This is a genomic window from Rhodococcus sp. KRD197 (genome assembly GCF_017168235.1).
GTDB lineage: Bacteria > Actinomycetota > Actinomycetes > Mycobacteriales > Mycobacteriaceae > Rhodococcoides.
The window spans coordinates 345,015-369,741 of record NZ_JABFAO010000001.1 but is presented as its reverse complement, the minus strand read 5'-3'; the positions used below and the strand labels follow the sequence as shown (position 1 = coordinate 369,741).

Annotated in this window: 21 protein-coding genes and 1 pseudogene; 7 read left to right on the top strand and 15 right to left on the bottom strand. The window is 64.4% G+C overall.

Annotation, left to right across the window (positions count from 1 at the left end; genetic code table 11):
- Positions 1-10 precede the first annotated feature (10 nt).
- The 9 genes from J1M86_RS01700 to J1M86_RS01660 form a co-directional block, all read right to left on the bottom strand.
- Entirely contained in the window at positions 11-973 is a 963-nt protein-coding gene (locus J1M86_RS01700; RefSeq protein WP_075840383.1) for a D-2-hydroxyacid dehydrogenase, read from the bottom strand.
- Positions 970-2,427 carry an MFS transporter gene (locus J1M86_RS01695; RefSeq protein WP_307786499.1) on the bottom strand — a complete coding sequence of 486 codons (1,458 nt, stop codon included), beginning with the start codon at positions 2,425-2,427 and terminating at the stop codon, positions 970-972. The genes J1M86_RS01700 and J1M86_RS01695 overlap by 4 nt, the downstream gene beginning before the upstream one ends.
- A 94-nt stretch (positions 2,428-2,521) precedes the next feature.
- Positions 2,522-3,745 carry a M20 family metallopeptidase gene (locus J1M86_RS01690; RefSeq protein ID WP_206508570.1) on the bottom strand — a complete coding sequence of 408 codons (1,224 nt, stop codon included), beginning with the start codon at positions 3,743-3,745 and terminating at the stop codon, positions 2,522-2,524.
- Entirely contained in the window at positions 3,742-4,971 is a 1,230-nt protein-coding gene (locus J1M86_RS01685; RefSeq protein ID WP_075840382.1) for a PLP-dependent aminotransferase family protein, read from the bottom strand. The genes J1M86_RS01690 and J1M86_RS01685 overlap by 4 nt, the downstream gene beginning before the upstream one ends.
- Positions 4,972-4,974: 3 nt before the next feature.
- Positions 4,975-6,153 carry a Xaa-Pro peptidase family protein gene (locus tag J1M86_RS01680; protein ID WP_294634568.1) on the bottom strand — a complete coding sequence of 393 codons (1,179 nt, stop codon included), beginning with the start codon at positions 6,151-6,153 and terminating at the stop codon, positions 4,975-4,977.
- Positions 6,154-6,382: 229 nt separating this feature from the next.
- The gene (locus J1M86_RS01675) at positions 6,383-7,102 is read right to left on the bottom strand and encodes a GntR family transcriptional regulator (RefSeq protein ID WP_241259407.1); all 720 of its coding nucleotides are present in this window, start codon (positions 7,100-7,102) and stop codon (positions 6,383-6,385) included.
- 68 nt (positions 7,103-7,170) lie between these two features.
- Positions 7,171-8,634, bottom strand: a complete 1,464-nt coding sequence (locus tag J1M86_RS01670; RefSeq protein ID WP_206508568.1) for an NAD-dependent succinate-semialdehyde dehydrogenase — start codon at positions 8,632-8,634, stop codon at positions 7,171-7,173.
- Positions 8,631-11,561 (bottom strand): FAD-binding and (Fe-S)-binding domain-containing protein, encoded by a 2,931-nt coding sequence (locus J1M86_RS01665; RefSeq protein WP_206508567.1) that lies wholly within the window; start codon positions 11,559-11,561, stop codon positions 8,631-8,633. The genes J1M86_RS01670 and J1M86_RS01665 overlap by 4 nt, the downstream gene beginning before the upstream one ends.
- Positions 11,558-12,823 (bottom strand): aspartate aminotransferase family protein, encoded by a 1,266-nt coding sequence (locus tag J1M86_RS01660; protein ID WP_075839353.1) that lies wholly within the window; start codon positions 12,821-12,823, stop codon positions 11,558-11,560. Before J1M86_RS01660 ends, J1M86_RS01665 begins: the two co-directional genes overlap by 4 nt.
- A gap of 78 nt (positions 12,824-12,901) precedes the next feature.
- On the opposite strand from J1M86_RS01660, the gene J1M86_RS01655 reads away from it, so the two are divergent.
- Positions 12,902-13,765 (top strand): ribokinase, encoded by an 864-nt coding sequence (locus tag J1M86_RS01655; protein ID WP_206508566.1) that lies wholly within the window; start codon positions 12,902-12,904, stop codon positions 13,763-13,765.
- A gap of 48 nt (positions 13,766-13,813) precedes the next feature.
- Complete coding sequence (locus tag J1M86_RS01650; RefSeq protein ID WP_075839354.1) at positions 13,814-14,710, top strand: LysR family transcriptional regulator; 897 nt, start codon at positions 13,814-13,816, stop codon at positions 14,708-14,710.
- 8 nt (positions 14,711-14,718) lie between these two features.
- On the opposite strand, the gene crcB (J1M86_RS01645) is transcribed toward J1M86_RS01650, so the two are convergent.
- Positions 14,719-15,090 carry a fluoride efflux transporter CrcB gene (gene crcB, locus J1M86_RS01645; RefSeq protein ID WP_075839355.1) on the bottom strand — a complete coding sequence of 124 codons (372 nt, stop codon included), beginning with the start codon at positions 15,088-15,090 and terminating at the stop codon, positions 14,719-14,721.
- Positions 15,087-15,611: a fluoride efflux transporter CrcB gene (gene crcB, locus J1M86_RS01640; protein ID WP_241259406.1), complete on the bottom strand. Its 525-nt coding sequence runs from the start codon at positions 15,609-15,611 to the stop codon at positions 15,087-15,089. The genes crcB (J1M86_RS01645) and crcB (J1M86_RS01640) overlap by 4 nt, the downstream gene beginning before the upstream one ends.
- A gap of 83 nt (positions 15,612-15,694) precedes the next feature.
- Between crcB (J1M86_RS01640) and J1M86_RS01635 the strand changes: the two genes are divergently transcribed.
- The 5 genes and pseudogenes from J1M86_RS01635 to J1M86_RS01620 all read left to right on the top strand — a co-directional run bounded on the left by J1M86_RS01635 (position 15,695) and on the right by J1M86_RS01620 (position 21,218).
- On the top strand, positions 15,695-17,818 hold the full coding sequence (locus J1M86_RS01635; protein ID WP_241259405.1) for a RecQ family ATP-dependent DNA helicase: 2,124 nt from the start codon (positions 15,695-15,697) through the stop codon (positions 17,816-17,818).
- 196 nt (positions 17,819-18,014) lie between these two features.
- Positions 18,015-18,515: pseudogene (gene ectA, locus J1M86_RS26195) on the top strand (diaminobutyrate acetyltransferase); the annotation flags it as partial.
- Between the two features lie 48 nt (positions 18,516-18,563).
- Positions 18,564-19,838, top strand: a complete 1,275-nt coding sequence (ectB, locus tag J1M86_RS01630) for a diaminobutyrate--2-oxoglutarate transaminase (protein WP_241259491.1) — start codon at positions 18,564-18,566, stop codon at positions 19,836-19,838.
- Positions 19,839-19,881: 43 nt separating this feature from the next.
- Positions 19,882-20,280: an ectoine synthase gene (locus tag J1M86_RS01625; RefSeq protein ID WP_075839356.1), complete on the top strand. Its 399-nt coding sequence runs from the start codon at positions 19,882-19,884 to the stop codon at positions 20,278-20,280.
- Between the two features lie 95 nt (positions 20,281-20,375).
- Positions 20,376-21,218, top strand: coding sequence for a Sir2 family NAD-dependent protein deacetylase (locus J1M86_RS01620; RefSeq protein ID WP_230555584.1), 843 nt, complete (start codon positions 20,376-20,378; stop codon positions 21,216-21,218).
- A 1-nt stretch (position 21,219) separates the two neighbouring features.
- On the opposite strand, the gene proB is transcribed toward J1M86_RS01620, so the two are convergent.
- The 4 genes from proB to rplU form a co-directional block, all read right to left on the bottom strand.
- Positions 21,220-22,329, bottom strand: coding sequence for a glutamate 5-kinase (gene proB / locus J1M86_RS01615; protein ID WP_206508565.1), 1,110 nt, complete (start codon positions 22,327-22,329; stop codon positions 21,220-21,222).
- A 33-nt stretch (positions 22,330-22,362) separates the two neighbouring features.
- The gene (gene obgE / locus J1M86_RS01610) at positions 22,363-23,811 is read right to left on the bottom strand and encodes a GTPase ObgE (RefSeq protein WP_075839358.1); all 1,449 of its coding nucleotides are present in this window, start codon (positions 23,809-23,811) and stop codon (positions 22,363-22,365) included.
- A gap of 174 nt (positions 23,812-23,985) precedes the next feature.
- On the bottom strand, positions 23,986-24,249 hold the full coding sequence (gene rpmA / locus J1M86_RS01605) for a 50S ribosomal protein L27 (RefSeq protein WP_072802495.1): 264 nt from the start codon (positions 24,247-24,249) through the stop codon (positions 23,986-23,988).
- Between the two features lie 78 nt (positions 24,250-24,327).
- Positions 24,328-24,639: a 50S ribosomal protein L21 gene (gene rplU, locus J1M86_RS01600; RefSeq protein WP_075839359.1), complete on the bottom strand. Its 312-nt coding sequence runs from the start codon at positions 24,637-24,639 to the stop codon at positions 24,328-24,330.
- Between the last annotated feature and the right edge of the window lie 88 nt (positions 24,640-24,727).

The window sequence follows — 24,727 nt, the reverse complement described above, 5'->3', positions numbered from 1 at the left end:
CGAGTCACCGCTACGGCACGAACCCGAGTCGCTTGTCGACGACGTTCTTCAGGTCCTCGCCGCGTCCGAACCGTTCGAAATTCTCCACGAACAATTCAGCCAGCCGTGTGCGCCAGCCGAGCGCGTCTCCACACATGTGCGGCGTCATCACGAGGTTCTCGGTGGTCCACACCGGGCTGTCCTCCGGCACCGGCTCCTGCTCGAACACGTCGAGCGCCGCGCCGGCGACCTGCCCGGAGCGCATGTGTGTCAGGAGCGCTTCGGTATCGAGCAGTTCACCCCGTCCCACATTGATCACGCGCACACCGGGTTTCGCTGCGCCGAGAACCTCGGAGTCGACCACCCCTCTGGTCGCATCCGTCAGCGGCGCGACCAGTACGAGGTAGTCCACGTCGTGAACGACCTGGGACAGTTCGGAACTGGCGTGCACGACCCCGAAGTCCGTATCGCCGCCGCGTGCGGTGCGTCCCACCCCGGATACCGACATTCCCACCGCCGACAACAACCGTGCGATCTCACGCCCGATGGCTCCGGTGCCGAGGATCATCGCGTGCGCGGTATCGATGCGCTCGGTCTCGCGGTGCTTCCAGACCTTCCTCTGTTGCAGATCGGCCGAGCGTGCCGAGTCCTTCGCGAACGCGAGGATCTGCCCGAGGACGAATTCCGCTATGGGGCGGTCGAAGATTCCGCGCGAGTTGGTCACCATGACCTCGGATTGCACGAGCTCGTCGAACATCAGCGAATCGACACCCGCAGCGGCGATGTGAATCCACTTCAACGAGTCGCATCGATCCCACACGCGCCGCACCGCGGGCGAAAAGAAGTCCCAGAGCAGTAGCACGTCCGCGCCGGGCATCGCGTCGCCGAGGTTCTCGGCCGTGGCGTAGCGCACCTCGGCCACTGCGGAGACGGAGTCCATGTGCTCGGGAAGGTTGTCTGCGTGCAGCACCACTACCACTGGTTTCGTCGTCATCGGCGCTTGTACCCCACTAGTTCGTATCCGGCAGCGGCAACCTCGTCGTCGTTCTCACCCGGGCATTGGGTGCCACGTAGCGAGCGACCAGCCGTCTCGGGCATGAGCAGAATCGGGACGAACGCGATCGCCGCGGCGAGCATCATGTACCAGCCCGGGATCAGATTCGATCCGGTCTTGTCGATCAGGAAGGTCAGGATCAGCGGCGCTGTCCCGCCGAACAACGATGTGGACAGGTTGTACCCGATTGCGAAGCCGCCGTAGCGAACCTGGGTGGGGAACAACGCCGGAAGGGTGGACGAAATGCACGAGGTCATCGTCACGAGCAGCAGTCCGAGTCCGAGCAGTCCGATCGACTGCCCGACCAGACCGGTGTTGATGATCAGCAGGAACAGCGGGACGCTGAACACGAAAAACCCGATGCAGGCTGCGAGCAGCAGCGGCTTGCGCCCGATTCGGTCCGACAGGGCACCGATCGGCGAGATGATTGCCATCATGATGAGCATGATGACGACCAGGGTGAAGTTGGACTGAGTTGTGCTGTGGCCGAGGGTATCGCTGAGATACGTCGGCAGGAACGTCAGCACCGTGTAGTAGGCGATGTTCAGCAGCAGAACGAATCCCATGAGAATCAGGATTCGCTGCCAGTAGGTGAGGGTGAACTTCAGCGACTCGATCGCGCCACCTGCCGCGCCCTCGGTGGAGACGGTGCCGCCCTCGGCTTTGGCTTCGGCGAAGACCGGTGGGTCGTCGAGTCTGGTGCGCAGCCACAGTGCCACGATACCGAGCGGGAGGGTCACCAGGAACGGGATTCGCCAGCCCCAGGCTTCCATCGTCTCGTCTCCGAGTCCGAGGTTGAGCAGCGTGACCAGTGTGGCGCCGGCGACTGTGCCGGCCAGGGTGCCGAATTCGAGGAACGATCCGAAGAATCCGCGCCGCTTGTCCGGCGCGTATTCGGCCATGAACACCGCCGCGCCGCCGTATTCGCCACCGGTGGAGAACCCCTGCACCAGACGACACATCAGCAGCAAGATCGGTGCCAGGATCCCGATGGTGTCGAACGTGGGCAACAACCCGATGGTCGCGGTGGCCAACGACATCAGTGTGATGGTGAGCACCAGAACCTTTTGGCGTCCGATCCGGTCACCCAGTGGCCCGAGCACGATTCCGCCGATCGGGCGGATGATGAACGATGCCGCGAGCACCGCGAATGTCGAGAGCAGACTCGCGCCACCATCCTCCGACGGGAAGAAGTTGGCGGCGATGTACACGGCCAGGTAGCCGTAGACCGCGTAGTCGAACCACTCCACAGCGTTACCGAGAGCGGACCCCCCGACGGCGCGGTGGAGAATCTTGCTTTCGTCTGGACTCAGATCGTGATGATTCGGCGGATATCCGGTGGTCGAATTGTCGGAATCTTTACTGCCGGCAAGGTTGCTGGGTGACTGCGTCACGTCCAATACCTTTCGCTTCGTGGGAAAATATGGAGCGTCGGGTTGGTTCTGTGCAGCGCTCGACCTTACGGAACGCACTTGTGCCGTTCTGGCGCTACCCCGTACTTTGTGCCATAACTGCTGGTGACGTGATGAGTCTGGACGCCAGAAGTACGTACGCCCTTGCGCTGTCACGCAATTGATCGACCGAGACCGACTCGTCGGGCTGGTGCGCTTGAGTTTCGATCTCTCCCGGCCCCAACACGATGGTCGGCATACCCAGGTCCCTTGCGATGAAACCGCCGTCACACGAGGCCGTCCACACGTCGGTCCCGCGGGGTGAGACTGCGTCGGTCACCGCTTCTACCGCCGCGATACAGAGCTCGGCACGGTCGCTGGTGGAGAAGCCAGGCATGTCCATCGACACACTTACTTCCACCTCGATCCCGTCGCCGCCGATACCTGCCGCAGCGATGCGGGTTTTCAGTTGCGCCGCGATGTCCGCAGCGTTCTCCCCCGGGAGGAGCCGGCGGTCGGCCGTGAGCACGCACCGGTCGGCCACCATCGATGTACCGGTACCGCCCTCGATCGTCCCGACATTCCAGGTGGCGGGCCCGAGCAGTGGATCAGCGCACGCGCGTAGTTCCGACGCAAGGGAGTCGATGAGGACGACGATTCGCGCAGCCGCTGATACGGCGTTGCGTCCGTTGCTGGGTCGTCCGGCGTGTGCCGATCGGCCGGTCACCGTAATCTCGAGATTAGCTGCGCCCCGGCACCCGGTGATGGTCACCAGGTCGGTCGGTTCGGCGACGACGCAATGCGAGTACCGGCGCCGGGCGGGGGCGCGGACGAACGCGCGGATCCCGATTCCCGTCTCCTCTTCGTCGACGAGACACGCCAGGGAAATCGGCGCATCACCCACTGCACCACAATGTTTCAGCGCAGCCATCGCGATCACGACTGCGGCCAGCCCACCTTTCATATCGCAGGCCCCGCGGCCGTACAGTCGGCCGCCGTGCACCACTGCCTCGAAAGGGTCGGTGGTCCAGCCTCCGCCCGCGGGCACGACATCGGAGTGTCCGACGAACAGCAAGCCGGGCCGATCCGAGCCACCGATACTGACGATCACGTTGGGGCGGTTCGGCGCAATCTCCTCGATCTCGATGTCGAAGCCCAGCGATCTACACCTGTCGACGAGAACGTTCGCCACGGATTGCTCGGTGTCGCCGGGGTTCTCGCCACCGGCATCGATCAGCGCCGACGCCAGCGAGACGATGTCGTCGGCGTCGATGCTGGCGAGCAGGAGCTGCTCCAGCGAACTCGAGTCGGGCCGTGTCATCGAGTGGGGTCGCTGGCGAGCATCGAAGTCGCCTTGTCCACCGCCGCCGCAAGCCTCTTGACGCCCTCGTCGATCCGCTCCGGGCTCGAGGATGCGAAGCACAGGCGAAGCGAGTCGTGAAACTTACCCCCGACCGACAGCGCCGGTCCTGGAATGTAGGCGACCCCTTCGGCGAGCGCGACCTCGAAGAGGTCCTGCGTCGATATCGATGCGGCACTGCCGCGCAGCGTTGCCCAGAGGAAGAACCCACCCTCCGGATCGGTCGTCGACACGAGGTCCCCGAAGTACTTCTTCAGGCTCCGCTGCATCGCGACCTTGCGCGGGCGATACACCCCGGCCAGGGAGGTGATGTGTGTTGCGAGGTGGCCCCTGTCGATGAACTCGGCGATCATCCGTTGAGCCGGAAGATTGGTGCACGTGTCCATCGCCTGCTTGGCGTTGATCAACAGCTGTCGCGCCTCGGGAGCTGCGTCCACCCAGCCGACTCGCAGGCCGGGCGCAATCATCTTGGAGAAGGTTCGGACCGAAAAGAGCAGTGGGTCGTTCGGACTCAGCGCGGCGAAACTCGGAATGTGCTCACCCTCGAACCGCAAGAGACCGTATGGATCGTCGTCGAGAATGATCGAGCCCCATTTGTGCGCCAGCTCAAGCAGGAGTACACGCCGAGCCTGCGACATCGTTGTGCCCGAGGGATTCTGGAAGTTGGGGATGACGTAGATCATCTTCGGCCGACGGCCGGCCTGCTCGACGAGGTCTTCGAGAGCCTCGACGACCAGCCCGTCGGCGTCCATCGGCGCTTCCAGCACGTCGCCGCCGTAACTGAGCACCGTGGCAGTCCCGTTCGTGTACGTGGGGCTCTCGACGATGACGAGATCACCTGGATCGACGAACAGCTTGCAGGCGAGATCGAGGCCCTGCATTCCACCGGAGGTGATCACGATCCGATCGGCCGAGGACGGCTCGCCCACCGAGTCGAGGTACCCGATCAAGGAATCGAGCAGGCGCGGATCTCCTTCGGTGGCCCCGTAATCCATCGCGTCCGATGTCATCACCGTCGATGCGATATCCGAAAATGCTGCTGCTGGAACCGTTTCTGCGGCCGGTGAGCCCATCGCGAAGCGAACGATGTCATGTTTCTGCGCGGCGAGCAGCGATGTCGACGAATCGATCACCGACCCCACCAGCTTGTCGGTGCGCAGGGACCATGGAATGGTGGTGGCGATCATGTCTCACTCCTTCGTCAGTAGGTGTCGCGGGTAGTCGGTGAAGGTCTCCACACCGCTGTCGGTCACACGTACGGCCTCGGACACCTCGTATCCGTAGTCGTCCATCCACATTCCGCCGATGATGTGGAATGTCATGTTCTCGGTGAGGACCGTGTCGTCGTCCGTACGGATGCTCACCGTCCGCTCGCCCCAGTCGGGGGCGTATGCGATGCCGATCGAGTAGCCGATTCGCGACGGTTTGTGCAGTCCGTGCTTGGCGAGGCTGACATTCCAGACCTGGGCCAACTCGGTGGTGGTCGCCCCTGGTCGAACCTCTGCGAGAACTTCGTTCAGCGCGTCACCGGTGGACTTTGCGAGGTAGTCCAGACGCGCGCTCGGCTTACCGAGCACGATCGTGCGCGCCATCGGAACGTGGTAACGGCGGAACACGCCGGCCAGTTCCACCACCGTGGTCTCGCCGCCGAGGAAGACCTGATCGGACCACGTCAGATGCGGGGTGTCGGCACCCGCGCCGGTCGGCAGCATCGGCACGATGGCGGGGTGGTCACCGCCGAAATCGGACGTTCCTTTGATCTGCGCGTTCGTGATCGCAGCGGCGGCGTCGCACTGACGCGCGCCCACAGCGATCGACTCGAAGGCCGCTGTCATCGCCGAATTGCAGACGAGTGCGGCACCGCGCATGAGATCGATCTCCGCCGGGGATTTGACCACTCGAACCCAGTTGATGAGCTCGTAGGAGTCGGTGAAGCGGTACTCGGGGAGTGATTTGACGAGTGCTTCGAAAGCCTTGGGGCTGAAGTAGTAGGAGTCCATCTCGAGGCCGACCTGACCGTGCGAGAAGTTGTTGACCACACCCAGTTCTCGGAGCTTCTGGGACACCCACACGAAGGGATGGGTGTCCTTTCGTTGAACGAATGTCTCGGGGTACCCGAACGTCTGCTCGTCGGGAAGCCAGGACGTGCGAAATGCGCCGTTGGCATCCATCTCGCGTGCGAAGAAGTAGAGGTCACCCTCGAGCGGGACGTACAGCATCTGTGGCGTGTAGAACGACAGAGCGTTGTAGCCGGTCAGGTAGTACAGGTTCGATGGGTCCGTGACGATCAACGCGGTCAAATTCTGGAACGCCATCCGCGTTCGTACCGATGCAAGCCGGGTGGAGTACTCGCTGTCGGTGAACGTGATCGGCGTGCTGTTGGGCGAATCGAAGTATTCGGCAAGCCCTGGCGCGTGATCGGCTCCGACCGCGCTGGTGAGTGCCGCTTCGTGGTAGTCGTTCTCGTTCACTGGTACCCCCTCTCGAGGCATTGCGGGTGTGGAGGACCAGCCCGTATGCGTTTTGCAGATTGTTGACAATCAGGCTAAGCGGAGGGCGGTATTACTGCAAGACGAGTCGTGTAACTTCTGCGTTGCGTCAGGACGGTTCGGCGAGAACGGAATCTGCGAGTTTTGCGGCCTCGTCGCGCATCGCGCGCGTCAGGTCTTCGATAGCGGTGTCCATGTGCTCGTGCACACCGGCTTCCATAGCGGCCCAGTCGCCACCGACCAGCAGATCTACCAGGAGCTGATGCTCCTCGACCAGCGCTTCGGGCCGAAAGTACGCGGTTTCGAGATTTGCCATACAGATGCGCGCCTCCGCAGCGAGCGTGGCATACATGCGTGACATACGACTGTTACCTGTCGCGGCCACCAAAGCAGTGTGGAACGCCAGATCGCGTTCGGCCAGTCCCAGCCAGTCGGCCTTGTCGATGAACGGCTGCATCTGCGTGACGATCGCGGACAGTTCCACGGCCGTGTCCTTCAACACCGTCGGATCGCCGTGCACCAACGTCCACGCGGCGCCCACCTCGATGGCCGCACGAGACTCATAGATCTCGGCGACGTCATCGCTGCTGAGCTCCACCACGAACACACCGCGATTGCGGTAGCTCACCAGCAGACCCTCCTGGTTGAGACGTTGCAGCGCCTCGCGCACCGGTCCGCGAGAAATCTCGAGTTGAGCAGCAACGTTCGCTTCGTTGATCTGCTCGCCCGGCGAATACGAGCCGTCGATGATGCGATCGCGAATCTGGTCGGCGATCACCATAGAGGTGTTGCGCGCATTGAGCGGTGTGAGTCTTCGAGAATGAACCATCGAAAGAACCTCCTTCTGTGAACCCGGATTGCAGCACAACCCGAGACTCGATCACGAGCGAGAGTCGGTCATGAGCGGGGAATAGCGAAGTACTTGTACTCCAGGAACTCGTCGATACCGACTTTGCCACCTTCGCGACCCAACCCGGACTGCTTGACGCCGCCGAAGGGTGCAGCCGGATTCGATACCAGGCCGGTGTTGATGCCGACCATTCCCACCTCGAGCCGCTCCCCCATCCGCAGGGCGCGGTCGATGTCCTGAGTGAACACGTAGCCGACCAGGCCCCACTCGGTGTCGTTGGCCAACGCGATGACCTCGTCCTCGGTGTCGTAGGGCACCACGGCCGCCACGGGCCCGAAGATCTCGGTGGACATCAGCTCGGATGTCGGATTCACGCAGTCCAACACGGTTGGCGGGTAGAAGTATCCGGGTCCGGCACCCTCCTTGCCTCCGACAACCGCGCGTGCGCCGCGCTCGACCGCGTCGTCGACGAGTCGCTGTACCTTGGCACGTCCGTCCTGGTCGATGAGAGGCCCGACCTCCACCCCGTCGGCGCTACCTGCACCCACCTCGAGCGCGCCCATCCTGGACCCGAGCTTCTCGGCGAACTCGACGGCGACACTGCGATGCACGAAGAACCGGTTGGCGGCGGTGCAGGCCTCCCCCATGTTCCGCATCTTCGCGACCATGGCGCCGTCCACCGCCTTGTCGATATCGGCATCGAAAGCGACGATGAAGGGTGCGTTGCCGCCGAGTTCCATCGAGGTGCGCATCACGGTCGGTGCAGCCTGCGCGAGCAGGATCTTCCCGACTTCGGTCGATCCGGTGAAGCTGATCTTGCGTGCCTGTCCGCTGGCCATCCACGAGCCGACCACACCGGCTGCATCGGTGGTGGGGACGACATTGACCACACCGTCGGGAACACCGGCATCGGCAAGAATCTCTGCCAGCGCCAGGGCGGTCAGCGGTGTCTGCTCGGCCGGCTTGAACACCACCGTGCACCCTGCCGCCAGAGCCGGGCCGATCTTTCGAGTACCCATTGCCAGCGGAAAGTTCCAGGGCGTCACCAGAATGCACGGCCCGACGGGTTCGCGTGTCACGATGATCCGGTTCTTGCCGTCGCCGGTCAACGTGTGGTCGCCGGAAATGCGCACTGCCTCCTCGGAAAACCATCGGAAGAACTCGGCTGCATACGCGACCTCCCCGCGAGCATCGGCGAGTGGCTTGCCCATCTCGGCGGTGATGATCCGGGCGAGTTCCTCGGTGCGTTCGATGATCCCGTCGAACGCACGGCGCAGAATCACGCTGCGTTCCCTCGGTGCTGTCGCAGCCCATGCCCGCTGAGCGTCTGCGGCTGCGGTCAGGGCAGCCTCGGCGTCGACGACGCTGCCGTCGGCGACCTCTGCGATGACCTCACCCGTCGCCGGGTCGATGACATCGAACGTGGCACTGCTTTCGGCGGGCCGCCAACTGCCGCCGATGAACAGTGCGGTGGGTGTCTCGATTGCGGTGGGCGTCAAGGATGTGGTCACGAGGGTGCGTCCTCTCCATCTGTACGTGGTTCGAATTCGGTACGGGGGTCGAGTATGTGCGCCAGGTGCGTCGAGGCTCCCGCGGTGTGGTCACCGGTCAGTTCGCGCACCTGCATGTGGCAGGAGAAGCCGTCGGTGAGGATCGGGTTGTCACCGGCCCGTCGGAGCGCCGGAGCGAGAGCCTGCTCGGCTACCTTCATGCTGATCTCGAAGTGATTCGGTTCGAAGCCGAAATTGCCTGCGACGCCGCAGCACCCGGTAGCTTCGTCGACGGTGTCGATGCCGACCGCGGCGAGGGCTTTTCGCTGCGTCGCCTCGCCGAACACCGCATATTCGTGACAGTGCGTCTGCACCGTCACCGCTGTCGGTACCTGCGCGGACGGTGTCCACCCTCCGCGAGCCTGGTCGATGACCGCGCCGGCGAAACTTTGTACCCGGGCGGCGACACGACGGGCGGCATCGGAGTTCACCAGCTCCGGCAGGTCCTTCTTCATTGCGGCCGCGCAACTGGGTTCCAGGACGACGATCGGGCGGTCCGTTCCGTCGTCGAGTGCCTCGGCGGCGCCGCTGAGTCGGGTGCGGGCGGCGGCCAGCTGACCTGTCGAAATCCAGGTCAGGCCGCAGCATGCGTCGGTGCTGCACTCGGCCGAGCGGCCGGCATCACCGAGCACGCGAATCGCCGCGCCCACCACCTCGGGCCGGAAACCCTTGGTGAACGAGTCGACGAACAGTACGACGTCTCCGCCCGGTACCGACTCCGCCGTCTGGGCCCGCAATTGCTTGCGTGAGGCGAAGCGTGGCAGTGACCGCTCGGTGGTCAGACCACCCAGCTTGGCTGCGAGCACTCCCATTCGCGGTGTGAGCAGGCGGTTGAGGATCGGGGCCGTTCGAGAGGTGATCGTCAGCCATCGAGGAAGCCATCCGAGCGAATAGTGCGAGAGCGGCCGCAGCTTTCGGGCGTAGTGGTGATCGAGGAATTCTGCCTTGTACGTTGCCATGTCGACGCCGACCGGGCAGTCCGACGAGCACGCCTTGCAGGACAGACACAGATCCAGTGATTGCTTGACATCCTCCGAGGCCCAGCCGTCGGCAATGGTCGGCGAAGTACGCACCATCTCCGCCAGCACGCGGGCACGTCCACGTGTGGAGTCCTTCTCGTCACCGGTGGCGCGGAAGCTCGGACACATGACGCCGCCACTGCTCGATCGGCAGCGCCCGACACCGACGCACGCCTGCGTCGCATGGACGAACGGGTCGAGATCGGGTCCGGTTCCGATCTGATGGAGATCGAAGGTCGTCTTCCATTCCCGCGATGGGATCCCCTGCAGCGACAGATTGTCCATCATCGGTACGGGATCGACGATGCTGCCGGGGTTGAGCGTTCCTGCGGGATCCCAGATCGTCTTGAATCGCGCGAACGCGTCGAGCATCGCCTCCGAGTACATCACCGGGAGCAGTTCCGAGCGGGCACGTCCGTCACCGTGTTCACCGGACAACGATCCGCCGTGTCGGACCACCAACGCCGCCGCCTCGCGTAGGAACGCGCGCATGACGGTTCGGCCGCTTTCGGTGCGTTGATCGAACGTGATGCGTACGTGCATGCATCCGGCCCCGAAGTGCCCGTACATCACTCCCGTCAGCGAATGTGCGGCAAGCAGATCACGAAAATCGGCGAGATAGGCCGCGAGGTTCTCCGGTGCGACAGCCGAATCCTCCCAACCGGGCCACGATTCGGTGAGGGCGGTGGTTCCGCCGCCCAGCCGTGCCGACAGACCCGCCCCGTCTTCGCGCACGCGCCACAGCGATTTGCGCTCTGCCGCATCGGCTACAACCCGGCCGTCCTTCAACCTGCCGCGCTCGATCAGCCGTGCGAGGAGATCCTTCGCCTTTCCCTCGACCTCGGCCACGTTCTCGCCGTCGAGGTCGACGTACAACCAGGCGTTGCCGGACGGCAGTCCGCGAACCGCATCCGCCCCACGGCGAAACTGCATCGTCTCGACGATCTTCTCGTCGATACCTTCCACCGCGGCGGGCGCGAACTCCAGAATGGTCATCACGTCCTCGGCGGCCTCGACGACGTCCTCGTAACCGAGGCAGAGCAGCAGTGCCGCAGGAGGTACCGGAACCAGGGCGACGGTAACCGCCACCACGACGGCACACGTGCCTTCACTCCCGACGAGTGCGCGCGCGACGTCGAACCCGTTCTCCGGCAGTAAGGTCGACAGGTGAAACCCGGACACCTGCCGCGCGATGCGGCCGAGCTCGAGCCGGAAACCTGCAAGGTTCTGCGCCACGAGCGCCTCGAGCTCAGCGGTGATTCGGGCCGCCGACGACGTCGCGGCCGAGTCGGTCGGATCAACAGCTTCGAGACCGGAACGCGTTGCGCGCAAAAGGTATCCGTCTGCCGTGACCACATCGAGAGATACCGTGTGATCGGCAGTGCGGCCGTAGCGAACGGAGTGATTGCCGCAGGCATCGTTTCCCACGGCTCCGCCGACCGTCGCCCGCGATTTGCTCGATGGATCCGGGGCGTAGGTCAGGGTTCCGGACGTAGCAGCCGAAACCGACTCCGCCAGTTCGGAGATCACGACACCGGGTTGCACGACGGCGGTTCGCGAGACCTCGTCGACGGCCAGCACCCGGTTCATGTGCCGCGAGAAGTCCAGGACGACACCTGCGCCGATTGCGTTGCCTGCCATCGACGTCCCACCTCCACGGCTGATCACCGGGACGCCCGCAGCGGCACACACGCGCATCGTCGCCTGCACGTCCTCAGCAGAGCGCGGGAACACCACCGCCACCGGCGGGACACGGTAGTTGGAGGCATCGTAGGAATACTCCGAACGGCGGCGCGAGGAGAAGTCGACCTCCGCTCCCGTGCCGCGCAGTGCGTGGAGTATCGGGTGCTCGGCCCCTACAACCGTCACAGCGACCGCTTCAGGGTTCGCGCGATCGCATCCACACCCTCCGCGATCTCGGCCTCGGTCACCACGAGCGCGGGAATGACGCGAACGACGTTGCCGAAGGCACCGCAGGTCAGCAGGAGCAGGCCCTCCGAGATGGCAGTCTGCTGCACCCGCGCAGCCGCCGCAGCGTCGGGCTTGCCGTTTTCGTCGACGAACTCGAGGGCCTGCATCAGTCCCAGACCGCGCGCGTCTCCGATCGCCCAGTACTGCTCCTTCAGCGCCTTCAAGCCGTCGAGAAGGACGGCGCCTTGGACGGCCGCGTTCTCCACCAGGCCCTCGTCACGCACGACGTCCAGCGTCGCAACAGCGGCAGCGGCGGCGACCGCGTTACCGCCGTACGTCCCACCCTGCGAACCTGGCCATGCCTTGGACATCAACTCTGTCGACGCCGCGATCGCAGAGATCGGGAACCCCGACGCCAGGCCCTTTGCAGTGATGACGATGTCGGGTTTCGCCGTGGAGTGCTCGTGGCCCCAGAATTTTCCGGTACGACCGACGCCTGCCTGGACCTCGTCGATGATCAGCAGGATGTCGTGCTCGTCGGCGCGTCGGCGAAGTCCTTCGAGGAATGCCGGCGGCGTCGGCAGGTAACCACCGTCGCCCAGGACCGGCTCGATGATGAACGCCGCCGTATCGGCCGGGCTCGAGATCGTCGCGAGCAGGTAGTCGAGTTCGTCGAGTGCGAATTTCACGGCCGTCTCCATGTCCCACCCGTAGCGAAATGCGTACGGGAACGGCGCGATGTGCACGCCGCCCATGATGGGTGAGAAACCGGAGCGGAACTTCGTCCCCGCGGTTGTCAGCGATGCGGCGGCGACGGTGCGGCCATGGAAGCCGCCGTGGAAGGCGATGATGTTCGGCCTGCCGGTGGCCATTCGGGCCAGGCGGATGGAGGCTTCGACGGCCTCCGATCCGGAGTTCGCGTAGAAGATGCTGTCGAGCCCGGTGGGCAGGAAGTCACCGAGCTTGTCGGTGAGTTCGAGGAGCGGCTTGTGCATCACGGTGGTGTATTGCGCGTGGATGATCTTGCCCACCTGCTCGCGAGCTGCCTCGACCACGCGCGGGTGGCAGTGGCCGGTGCTCGTGACGCCGATGCCGGTGGTGAAGTCGAGGTACTTCTTGCCGTCGGTGCCGAAGATCCAGCTGCCGAGTGCATGGTCGACGACCACCGGGGTGGCTTGCTTGAGGGCGGGGCTGAGGCGAGGGCGAGTCGACGCTGTCATGCGAGCAATGGTGGACGAGAAATTGCACATTGTCAACAATCTGCAACCGCGGATTTCAAGACCGCATATCGTCGTGCCATGACTGCGACCCGCGTGGCTGTTCTGGGCAGTGCCAACATGGATCTGACCACCGTCACCGAACGCTTGCCGGAGCCGGGACAGACCGTCCTGGGTAGCTCCTTCGACACATCCCAGGGAGGCAAGGGCGCGAACCAGGCCATCGCCTCGGCTCGCTCCGGGGCGATCACGACGTTCCTGGGCGCTGTCGGCGACGACCCCTTCGCGGACGAGCTGCTGCAACGGCTGGACGAGGCTGGGGTGGACACCCGGTGGACTCGTCGAGCATCCGGCCCCAGCGGAATCGCGGCCATCACCGTCGACGCGAACGGCGAGAACACCATCGTGGTTGTCCCCGGCGCGAACAGCGCGGTCACCGACCTGAGCGAGGACGAGCTGGCGGCGATCGCCGAAGCCGACCTGCTCCTGTGCCAGTTCGAGATTCCGATGTCCACGGTCGTGTCCGGCGCCGTGCACGCAAGGGCGAACAACACACTCGTGGTGCTCAACCCCTCCCCTGTGCAAGCGGTGCCGGACGCCCTCCTCGCCGCAGTCGACATCCTCGTCGTCAACGAGTCCGAGGCGCAGGCACTCGGGGCCACGGTCCTGGCGACTGTTCCCCACGTCGTCACCACGCTGGGCGCATCGGGTGCGCACTACACCGGGCCGCACGAAAGTGTGCGGGTGCCGGCGCCGCAGATCGACCCGATCGACACGACCGGCGCGGGCGATGCATTCACCGGGGCACTCGCAGCGGAATGGGCACGCGGACCGAAACCCGCCCTGCGCTGGGCCTGCGCAGCAGGGGCGGTGGCCGCCACCCGGGTCGGCGCCGGTGCGTCCTCGGGCACACGCGAGGCGATCTCGGCCCTGTTCGACGCCTGAACAATTCATCGATCATCGGGGTCGGGATCTGCGGCTACGGTACTGAGCATGACGCTCTCACCCCGGGTGCCCGACCTCGCTGCGCTCGATGTGATGGTCTCGGTTGCGCGCCTGGGCAGCATGAGTGCCGCCGGCCGCGAGCTCGGACTCAGTCAGCAGGCAGTCAGCGCACGCGTGCGCGCAGCCGAACGCGATGTGGGGCTGCGCGTGTTCGAGCGCACCAGCAGCGGTGTCGCACTCACTCCGGAGGGCGTAGCCGTCCTCGAATGGGCGCAGAACGTACTCGTCGCCGCCGAGAAGTTCGCAACAGGCGTGCGGTCGCTGCTGCGTGAAGAACGCGCCAACCTCACCGTCGCGGCATCGATGACGGTCGCCGAGCACCTGGTACCCGGCTGGATCGTGCGCATGCGCACCTCCCACCCCGACGTCCACATTCTGATGAGATTGATGAACTCCGCCGAGGTCGCCCAGCAGGTACTCGACGGTCGAGCCGACATCGGTTTCATCGAGGGCCCGGACATCCCGTCGGGTCTCGGCGTCCGCGTCGTCGCGACCGACGAGTTGGTGGTGGTCACCGGGCCCGAACACGAGTGGGCGCGCAGGGCTTCGGTCGAGGTGGATGAGCTCGCCCGCACCGCGCTGGTGCAACGCGAGCCGGGTTCAGGTACCCGAACGACCTACGAGAGCGCCGTCCGTCCGTCCGAACCGCCTCTACTCGAACTCAATTCGGTGACGGCCATCAAGTCCGCCGTGATCACTGCTAACGCCCCCACCGTACTATCCTCACTCGCTGTCGAAGCAGACGTGCGGGACGGACGCCTCGTCCGGATCGACGTCGACGGCGTGTCCATGCGCCGCCGACTTCGTGCCGTCTGGAACAAACAGGAGCCACTACGTGGTCCGCGACGCGACTTCCTCGACATCGCCGTCTCACACAGCGGATAGCGGAGTTCTCAGAGCAAACCGGCGAGGGCGAAACCTGCCGCGCAGGCACCGACCGACAGCACCAGTGTTCCGACCGCATTGGCAAGGGCATACGAGCGCTTTCCCGATTGCACGAGCCGAACGGTCTCGAAGCTTGCCGTGCTGAATGTCGTGTACCCACCGCAGAATCCGGTGCCGACGACAGTCTGCAAGTCGATCGAGCCGCCTTGCACCATGACGAGTCCGGCGAGAAAGCCGAGTAGTAGCGATCCGGAAATGTTGATGCCCACGGTTGCGAACGGGAACGCACTGTTCGCGAACTTCGACTTCACGTAGGAGTCGACCACGAACCGAGTGAGCGCTCCGAGTGCGCCGGCGACTGCGAGGAGAGCGACGATCATCGCGCCTCTGTCTTCCGGTGCATCGAGGCCTTCCGGTGCATCGAGGCACCGGCAACGATGCCCAGCCAGGCAGCCGCCGCACCGAGTACGACGGTCGCGACGCCGTACGCGAGGGCCGTAGTCGCATGACCGTCCCTGGTGAGCAGCACAGCCTCCAACGCGAACGTGCTGTAGGTGGTGAATGCGCCGCAGAATCCGGTACCGAGCAGCAACCGAGCCCTCTTGCGTACCCCGACGTCGGCTCCGCGCCGCATGAGGATTTCCAACAGCAGACCCAGCAAAAAGGCGCCGAGGACGTTGACTGCGAACGTGCCGATCGGCCAGTCCGGGCTGCGATGTGGAACCGCTTCCTCCACGCTGTATCGAGCCAGAGTGCCGAACACTCCCCCGACGAACACCAGAGCCAGCACCGACGGTCGCAGATACGCGTAGCTGGCGCGGCGAACGGACGAAGCATCATCGACGTCGGGGTCCATCGGCAGCTCGCCGCGCGGATCACCGGAGCTCGGACCGTCGACCATGCCACCTCCCTCGATGTGCGCGATCAGCTTAGCGCTCCAACGAGGGCGGTCGTCGTGTCGGACCCGTGCGGCAGGATGGGGCCATGAGCATCGACGGCGACACACCCAGTTCGCTGACAGCATCCACCGATCTGCGCGCAGACGCCGAGCATCTGCTCCGCGAACTTGCCGGGCCGGAGGCGAGCCTGCGCGAGGATCAGTGGGTTGCCATCGAAGCCCTCGTGGTTCAGCGCAGACGCGCACTCGTGGTGCAGCGCACGGGCTGGGGCAAGTCCGCCGTGTACTTCATCGCCGCGAAACTATTGCGCGCGCAGGGTCTCGGCCCGACGGTCATCGTCTCGCCTCTGTTGGCGCTCATGCGAAACCAGGTGGCATCGGCCGAGCGCGCCGGCGTTCGCGCGGCCACCATCAACTCCGGCAACATGACCGAGTGGGAGGACGTTCACGCGGCCGTCACCGCAGGCGAACTCGACGTGCTCCTCGTGAGCCCCGAGCGGCTCAACAACCCCGACTTCCGCGATCAGGTACTGCCGTCGCTGGCCGCCGACGCCGGGCTCGTCGTGGTCGACGAGGCGCATTGCGTTTCCGACTGGGGTCATGATTTCCGTCCGGACTATCGGCGGATCAGGACCCTCGTATCCGAGTTGCGGGAGGGGATTCCGGTTCTCGCCACCACTGCCACGGCCAACGACCGCGTCGTCGCCGATGTTGCTGCGCAGCTCGGCGTCGGCGGCGGCGACACGTTGGTCCTACGCGGCGGCCTCGAGCGCGAATCACTGCACCTGTCGGTGGTGAAGATCGACAACGCCACCGAGCGCGCAGCCTGGCTCGCCTCCCACCTTGCGTCGCTGCCCGGGTCCGGCATCATCTACACCCTGACCGTCGCCGCGGCTCGAGATCTGGCGGGACTGTTGTCCGATCAAGGGTTGGCGGTCGCGGCATACACGGGCCAGACCGACACCACCGAACGTGAATCGCTCGAGTCCGAGTTGCTGAACAACGAGGTCAAAGCTTTGGTTGCGACCTCGGCGCTCGGAATGGGATTCGACAAGCCGGATCTTGGCTTCGTTGTGCACATGGGCGCACCGTCCTCGCCGATCTCGTACTACCAGCAGGTCGGTCGTGCAGGCCGTGCCACCGAGCGAGCCGATGTCATTCTGCTGCCCGGCCACGAGGACAAGCAGATATGGAGCTATTTCGCATCGGTCGCCTTCCCGCGAGAACACGTCGTCAGGCAGGTCATCGACGCACTGGATCCGGCAAAGCCGCAGTCGACACCGGCGCTCGAACCGCTCGTCGACCTTGGGCGGAGCCGACTGGAGATGGTGCTCAAGGTGCTCGATGTCGACGGCGCCGTTCAGCGCGTCCGAGGCGGTTGGATCTCCACCGGCCAACCTTGGGTGTACGACGCCGAGCGGTACGAGCGCCTCGAGCAAGCCAGGGACGCCGAACAGCAGGCGATGATCGACTATCAGCGCACCGAGGGCTGTCGGATGGAGTTCTTGCGCCGCCAACTCGACGATCCTGAGCTCACTGACGGCTCCGACCGTTGTGGGCGCTGTGACAACTGCACCGGGCAGAGGTACGACGTCGAGGTGGACGCGAACGCTGTCGAGACCACCCGGGCTCGGCTGGACCGTCCCGGTTTCGATCTGGCTCCCCGCAAGCAGTGGCCCACCGGCATGAAGAAGCTGGGCGTCACGCTGTCGGGCAAGATCACTGACGGCCCGGAGCCCGGGCGCGTCCTGGGGCGGCTCACCGACCTCGCTTGGGGTGGGCGTCTGCGCACACTGCTCGACGGACCGGACGGGCCCGCGCCTTCGGCGCTGGTGGACGGCTGCATCAAGGTGCTGGCGTCGTGGGACTGGAAGAAACGGCCCGTCGCGGTGATCGCGCTCGAATCGAGTTCTCACCCTGTTCTGGTTCGGTCGATCGCGAGCGAGTTGGCCCGCATCGGACGTCTCGACGACCTGGGCGTCCTGCGCAAGGTACCAGGGCACCCCGTGGTGACTGCCGCGAACTCGGCGTTTCGAGTGGCCGGGCTCGTGGGTTCGTGGGAGGTACCCGATCTGTCCGGTGTCGACGGGCCGATTCTGCTGGTCGACCTGTCGACCGACACCGGGTGGACGCTCACGTGCGCGGCGGTGGCGCTGCGCGGGGCAGGCGCCGATGCAGTGCTTCCATTCGCGTTGGCCACCCCCAAGTAGCCGCCGGCGCCGGTGAGGGCAGCCTGAGGCAAACAGCACGATCATTGCCCCTTTTACCTCACGATGTCGCCCCCGAGGCGGCAAGTGTGACCAAAGTCACATTCACCCCGTCACCTGCGCAAGAGTGTCCGTTTTGGACACCAATATTGCGACGCACGTGAAATGCCCTCGCCAGCTTGTTAAGTTTGTATTTCCTATGAAGCCAGCACAGCTGAGAGCGACCCCAATCACTGCGCCGGACGCAGTGACTTTCCGTAGCCCCAAGATTTCCGACGGAGTCCGGCTCTGGGAAATTGCAAGAGATTCGAAAGTGCTCGATCTGAACTCGAGCTACTCGTACATTCTGTGGTGCAGAGACTTTGCACAGACATCGGTGGTGTCCGATGTGGACGGTCGAGCCGTAGGCTTCGTCACCGGCTACATCCGCCAGGACTCGCCCACAACATTTTTCGTGTGGCAGGTCGCAGTCGACGCCGATCAGCGCGGCAAAGGCCTCGCCGGACGCATGCTCAACAGTTTGTTGGACCGGCTTACGCCGCAGGGTATTACACACTTGGAAACGACGATCAGCCCCGACAACGAGGCGTCGATCGCATTGTTCACGGCCCTGGCACGTAAGCGGGGAACCGAGATCACAAAGTCAGCTCTGTTCGCGCCCAACGATTTCCCTGATAGCCACGAGGCAGAAGAGCTCTACACAGTGGGGCCCGCCGCCGTGCGCACATACGAAAGGAACAAGCAGAACATGACCGAGAAACCGAACACCACAAGCAAGCCCGACGTCTTCGAGACCGTCGAGTCCGCAGTCCGCAGCTACAGCCGCCAGTGGCCGGCAGTGTTCAAGACCGCGAAGAACTCGACCATGGTGGACGAGAACGGCCGTGAGTACCTCGATTTCTTCGGTGGCGCAGGCGCGTTGAACTACGGGCACAACAATCAGATCCTCAAGGATGCCCTCGTCGACTACATCCAGAGCGACGGCGTTACGCACAGCCTGGATATGGCAACCGTCGCCAAGCGCGAGTTCCTGGAGTCGTTCAAAAAGAACATCCTCGATCCGCGCGGACTGAACTACAAGGTTCAGTTCCCCGGCCCCACCGGTACCAACACTGTCGAGGCTGCACTCAAGCTGGCCCGCAAGGTGACCGGCCGCGAGGCGATCATCAACTTCACCAACGCATTCCACGGCATGACACTCGGCGCGCTGTCGGTCACCGGCAACTCGATGAAGCGAGCTGGCGCCGGAATTCCGTTGGTGCACACCACGCCGATGCCGTACGACAACTACTTCGGCGGCGTGACAGAGGACTTCCAGTGGTTCGAGCGCGTGCTCGACGACTCGGGTAGCGGGTTCAATCGCCCCGCCGCAGTGATCGTGGAAACCATCCAGGGTGAGGGCGGCATCAACGTCGCGCGTCCCGAATGGTTGCGCGCTCTGGCTGAGCTGTGCTCGCGCCGTGAGATCTTGTTGATCGTCGACGACGTCCAGATGGGCTGTGGACGCACCGGCCAGTTCTTCTCGTTCGAAGAGGCAGGCATCGTTCCCGACATCGTCACACTGTCGAAGTCGATCGGTGGATACGGCATGCCTATGGCACTGACGCTGTTCAAGCCGGAACTCGACGTGTGGTCACCCGGTGAGCACAACGGAACATTCCGCGGCTTCAACCCGTCCTTCGTCACCGCGAAGACCGCCATCGACACCTACTGGACCGATGACGCATTCGAGAAGGAGATCATCGCCAAGGGCGAGCACATCCGAGACCGCTTCATCAAGATGTGCGCCAAGTACGACGGCGTTTCCACCCGCGGTCGCGGCATGGTCCAGGCGTTGGTGTTCGACGATGCAGAGAAGGCGGGCAAGGTCGCCGCACTCTGCTACGACGAGGCGCTGCTCGTGGAGACGGCCGGCCCCTCCGACGAGGTCGTCAAGTTGCTGCCGCCGTTGACAACCACAGTCGAGGAACTGGACCGTGGCCTGGACATTCTCGAGGCCATGACCGCTAAAGTGTGCTCCTGAAGATCGCACACGAGCACTGCAGGCCAGCTGAAGGGAGAACGACGTGATCGTACGTAGCACGCAGGAAATCACCGGCACCGAGCGCGATATCGAGAGCGAGGACGGCAGCTGGCGAAGCAAGCGCATCGTCCTCGGCGGCGACCGGGTTGGCTTCTCGTTCCACGAGACCACCATCAAGGCCGGAACGGTGAACAATTTCCACTACGCCAATCACATCGAAGCCGTGTGGCTCATCGAAGGTGAAGGCACGCTCACCGACCGCGAAACCGGGGAAGAGTACGAGATCGGACCCGGGTCGATGTACCTGCTCGACGGCAATGAGCGCCACACCGTGGCGCCACGTACACAGATGCGCATGATGTGCGTTTTCAATCCGCCGGTCGTGGGCAGCGAAGTACACGATGAACACGGCGTCTACCCCCTCGTGGAGGTACCGGCTTAACAGCCCACGCTCAACCGATTCCGCCCCGCTCGGACACGCTTTCGTGAACCGAGCGGGGCGGAGGTGTATCCGAGGCGCGAGTTAACCTGGACTACGTGGCTGCACGTGTTCGACCCCGCATCGTCGAGTTGCTCTCGCGTCGGCGGATCGTCGTCGTGTCGGGAGCCGGGATGTCCACCGACTCCGGGATTCCCGATTACCGCGGACCCGACTCACCACCGCGCAATCCGATGACCTACCAGCAGTTCATCGGTGACGACGAGTTCCGCCGCCACTACTGGGCCCGCAATCATGTCGGGTGGCGCCACATGGACGCCGCTCGCCCCAACGCCGGGCATCGTGCGCTTGCGGAACTGGAACGGCGCGGCATCGTCACCGGGATCATCACGCAGAACGTGGACATGCTGCACACCAAGGCGGGAAGCCGCCGCGTCATCGACCTGCACGGTGTGTACGCCCGAGTCCGCTGCTTGAGTTGCGAACAGTTGGTGTCGCGATTCACGCTTGCTCGACGTCTGGACGAACGCAATCCTGCCTTTCTCGACAGCGTCTCGCCCGCAAAGGGCGTCGAGATCGCACCGGACGCCGACGCCGTCATCACCAGCACCGCGCACTTCCGGATGGTCGACTGCGAGCAGTGCGGCGGAGTACTCAAGCCCGATATCGTCTACTTCGGCGAGAGTGTGCCCAAACCACGGGTGGCCGAGGCATTCGATCTGGTGGACAACGCCGACGCCCTGATGGTGCTCGGCTCATCGCTGACCGTCATGTCCGGACTGCGCTTCGTTCGACGCGCCGCGAAAGCTTCGATACCGATTGTCATCGTCAACCGCGGGGCCACCAGGGGCGACCAGTTCGCATCGGCCATCAGCCACGACGGCTGCTCGGAAACGCTGACCGCACTCGTCGACGCGCTTCCCTCGATCCACCGGGAGTGAACTACGGGGTGACGGGCACCAGGTCGTCGGCATGCACCACAGGTCGTTGCAGCTCCTGTGAGAGGTCGCCACGAGACTTTCCGAGCATCCCCGTCAACTCGGCCGCGTCGAACGCGACCACGCCACGAGCGACGACTTCACCATCGGGTGCACGCAACGCTACGACGTCACCGCCGTAGAAGCGTCCGCTGACGCCGGTGACCCCTGCAGAGAGCAACGATCGACGCCTGTTCACCACGGCGCCCACAGCACCGGCGTCGAGATGCAGGTCGCCCTGCACGTCGGCGGCATGACGTACCCAGAATTTGCGCGCCGACAAACGCGTTGGGCGTGCGGCGAAGGCGGTGCCTACTCCAGCGTCCGTCAGGGCTGCTTGCACATCGGCCGCGGCGGCGAGCAACACCGGTACACCAGCATCCGCTGCCAGGCGAGCCGCAGAAAGCTTCGATGCCATTCCGCCCGTTCCGAGCGCTCCCCCGGATCCCGCGACCACACCGTCGAGGTCCTCGGGGCTCTCGACCTCGGGGATCAGTGTCGCGTTTCCCTTTCGCGGGTCGCCGTCGTAGAGCCCGTCCACATCCGAGAGCAGCACCAATGCGTCGGCGCCGACGAGATGCGCGACGAGCGCTGCGAGCCGATCGTTGTCGCCGAATCGAATCTCCGCCGTTGCCACAGTGTCGTTCTCGTTGACGACGGCCACTGCCCCCAGTGACCGCAACCGATCGAGGGTGCGTTGAGCATTGCGATGATTGGTGCGCCGCGCGATGTCCTCGGCGGTGAGCAACACCTGCCCGACGGTACGGTCGTACCGCGCGAACGATGTGCCCCATGCGTGCGCAAGTGCAAGTTGCCCGACGCTGGCTGCGGCCTGCTTCGTCGCAAGGTCTCGCGGCCGCTTGGTCAGCCCCAGCGGTGCGATCCCCGCGCCGATGGCCCCCGACGAGACTACGACGACATCGGTGCCCGCGCGCATCCGTGCTTCCACGGCGTCGGCCAGCAGATCGAGCCGGTCGACGTCGAGCCCACCGACAAGCGATGTCAGCGCCGAGGACCCGATCTTGACCACGATTCGACGCGCTTCGGCAACTTTCGATCGCGTCGCCGAAGTCATTGCGACAGAGCCGGATTCAGCCGACACGTTCCCTCACTCTTCGGTGTCGAGTCCGCGCCGGACCCGACGAGCATGCTTGCGTTCGTCGGCGCCGATACGTTCGACCTGATCGAGCCGTGCGTCGCTGCCACGCCCGGTCATGGTCACCTCGACACCGGCAGGGGTCTGAGGTTCCCAGTCGAACGAGACGTCACCGATCGTGACGGAGGCACCGGGTACTGCGCCCTGCTTGATCAACGCATCCTCGACGCCGAGTCGGGCCAGTCTGTCGGCCAAGTAGCCGACAGCTTCGTCGTTGCTGAACTGAGTCTGAGCAACCCACCGTTCCGGGCGCGTTCCGCGAACGATGAATCCACCCGGTATATGGGGATCCTTGATGACCTCGAATCCCTCCTCGTTGCGCGCAATCGGCCGCAGCACCGGTCGACGCGGCTCGGCAGGCGGGTGCGCAACACGGTAATCCTCGACCATTTTCGCCAGCGCGAAAATCAGCGGCTTGAGGCCTTCTCGGCTGACGGCGGAGATAGTGAAGACGGGCCATCCTCGCGCCTGAAAGTCCGGGGTCACCATCTCGGCCAGTTCCGCTGCCTCGGGGACGTCTGCCTTGTTCAGCACGACGATCCGTGGGCGATCCGCGAGATCACCGAGGCTTGCATCGCCCGACAATGCCGGTTTGTAGGCCGAGAGTTCGGCTTCGAGTGCATCGACATCCGAAACCGGGTCGCGCCCGGGATCGAGTGTCGCGCAGTCCACGACGTGCGCCAGTACCGCGCAACGCTCGAGATGGCGAAGAAACTCGAGACCGAGTCCGCGGCCGTCGCTGGCACCGGGGATCAGACCGGGCACATCGGCGACGGTGAATGTGGTGTCACCACTGGACACAACACCCAGATTGGGGACGAGTGTAGTGAACGGGTAGTCGGCAATCTTTGGTTTTGCTGCCGAGAGCACCGATACGAGCGAGGACTTTCCGGCGGAGGGGAATCCGACGAGTCCGACATCGGCAACGGATTTGAGTTCGAGGACCAGGTCACGCTCGACGCCATCTTCACCGAGCAGGGCGAAGCCAGGGGCCTTGCGGGCCTTCGACGCCAATGCGGCGTTGCCGAGTCCGCCGCGACCACCGGGGGCGGCGTCGAAACGCGTGCCCTCCCCCACCATGTCGGCGAGGATGCGTCCGTCCTTGTCGAGTACGACGGTGCCGTCGGGGACCCGGAGTATCAGATCCTCACCGTTGGCGCCCTCACGGTTGCTGCCCATCCCCTGGGTTCCGTTGGTGGCCTTGGCATGGGACTGGAAGTGGAAGTCGAGGAGCGTGTGAACACTGCGGTCGACGACGAACACGACGTCACCGCCACGGCCACCGTTGCCGCCGTCCGGTCCGCCGAGCGGCTTGAACTTCTCACGATGGACGGAAGAGCAGCCGTTGCCACCTTTGCCTGCGGTCACGTGCAAGACCACGCGGTCGATGAATCGCGACATAGCTGCCTTCGATCCTTTCTCGATCGAGTACTCGATCGAATGTGTTCGGTGCCAAAACGCATCAAGGGCGGACCGGGTGGTGACCCTGGTCCGCCCTTGACGACTCGCTTTGGGCGCTTCAGCGACTCCCAGAGGTTTCCGGGGGTCTGCCGTCGCAGATGATGCAGCTTCGGACTAGGCCTCTACTGCGACCGGAACGATGTTCACGGTCTTGCGTCCACGCTTTGCGCCGAACTCGACTGCACCGGCAGAGAGCGCGAACAGCGTGTCGTCGCCGCCACGGCCGACGTTGACGCCGGGGTGGAAGTGCGTTCCGCGCTGACGAACCAGGATCTCGCCTGCGCTGACGGTCTGGCCGCCGAATCGCTTGACGCCGAGGCGCTGAGCATTCGAGTCGCGACCGTTACGGGAGCTCGATGCACCCTTCTTGTGTGCCATGTTGCATACCCTCCTCGGGTGAGGTGTTTGAGAGAAGAACGCCGACCCACTCAGGCCGACTACCTGCGAAAGTCCTGGTTACTTGATACCGGTGACCTTGAGGACAGTCAGCTTCTGCCTGTGTCCCTGGCGCTTGTGGTAGCCGGTCTTGTTCTTGAACTTGTGGATGCGGATCTTCGGACCCTTGGTGTGCTCGACGACCTCACCGGTGACCGAGATCTTCGCCAGCTTGTCGGCGTCGGTGGTCAGATCGGATCCGTCAACGACGAGGACCGGAGCAAGCGAGACAGCAGTGCCGGGCGCTCCCTCGATCTTCTCGACCTTGACGAGGTCACCAACAGCGACCTTGTACTGCTTTCCGCCGGTCTTGACGATCGCGTACGTTGCCATCGGAGGGCTACCCCTTGCTTCTTCGAACTTGCTCGCGCTGCCCATGGCAACACGACTGGTCTGATCTAGCTTGTTTCTTGCTTCCGGG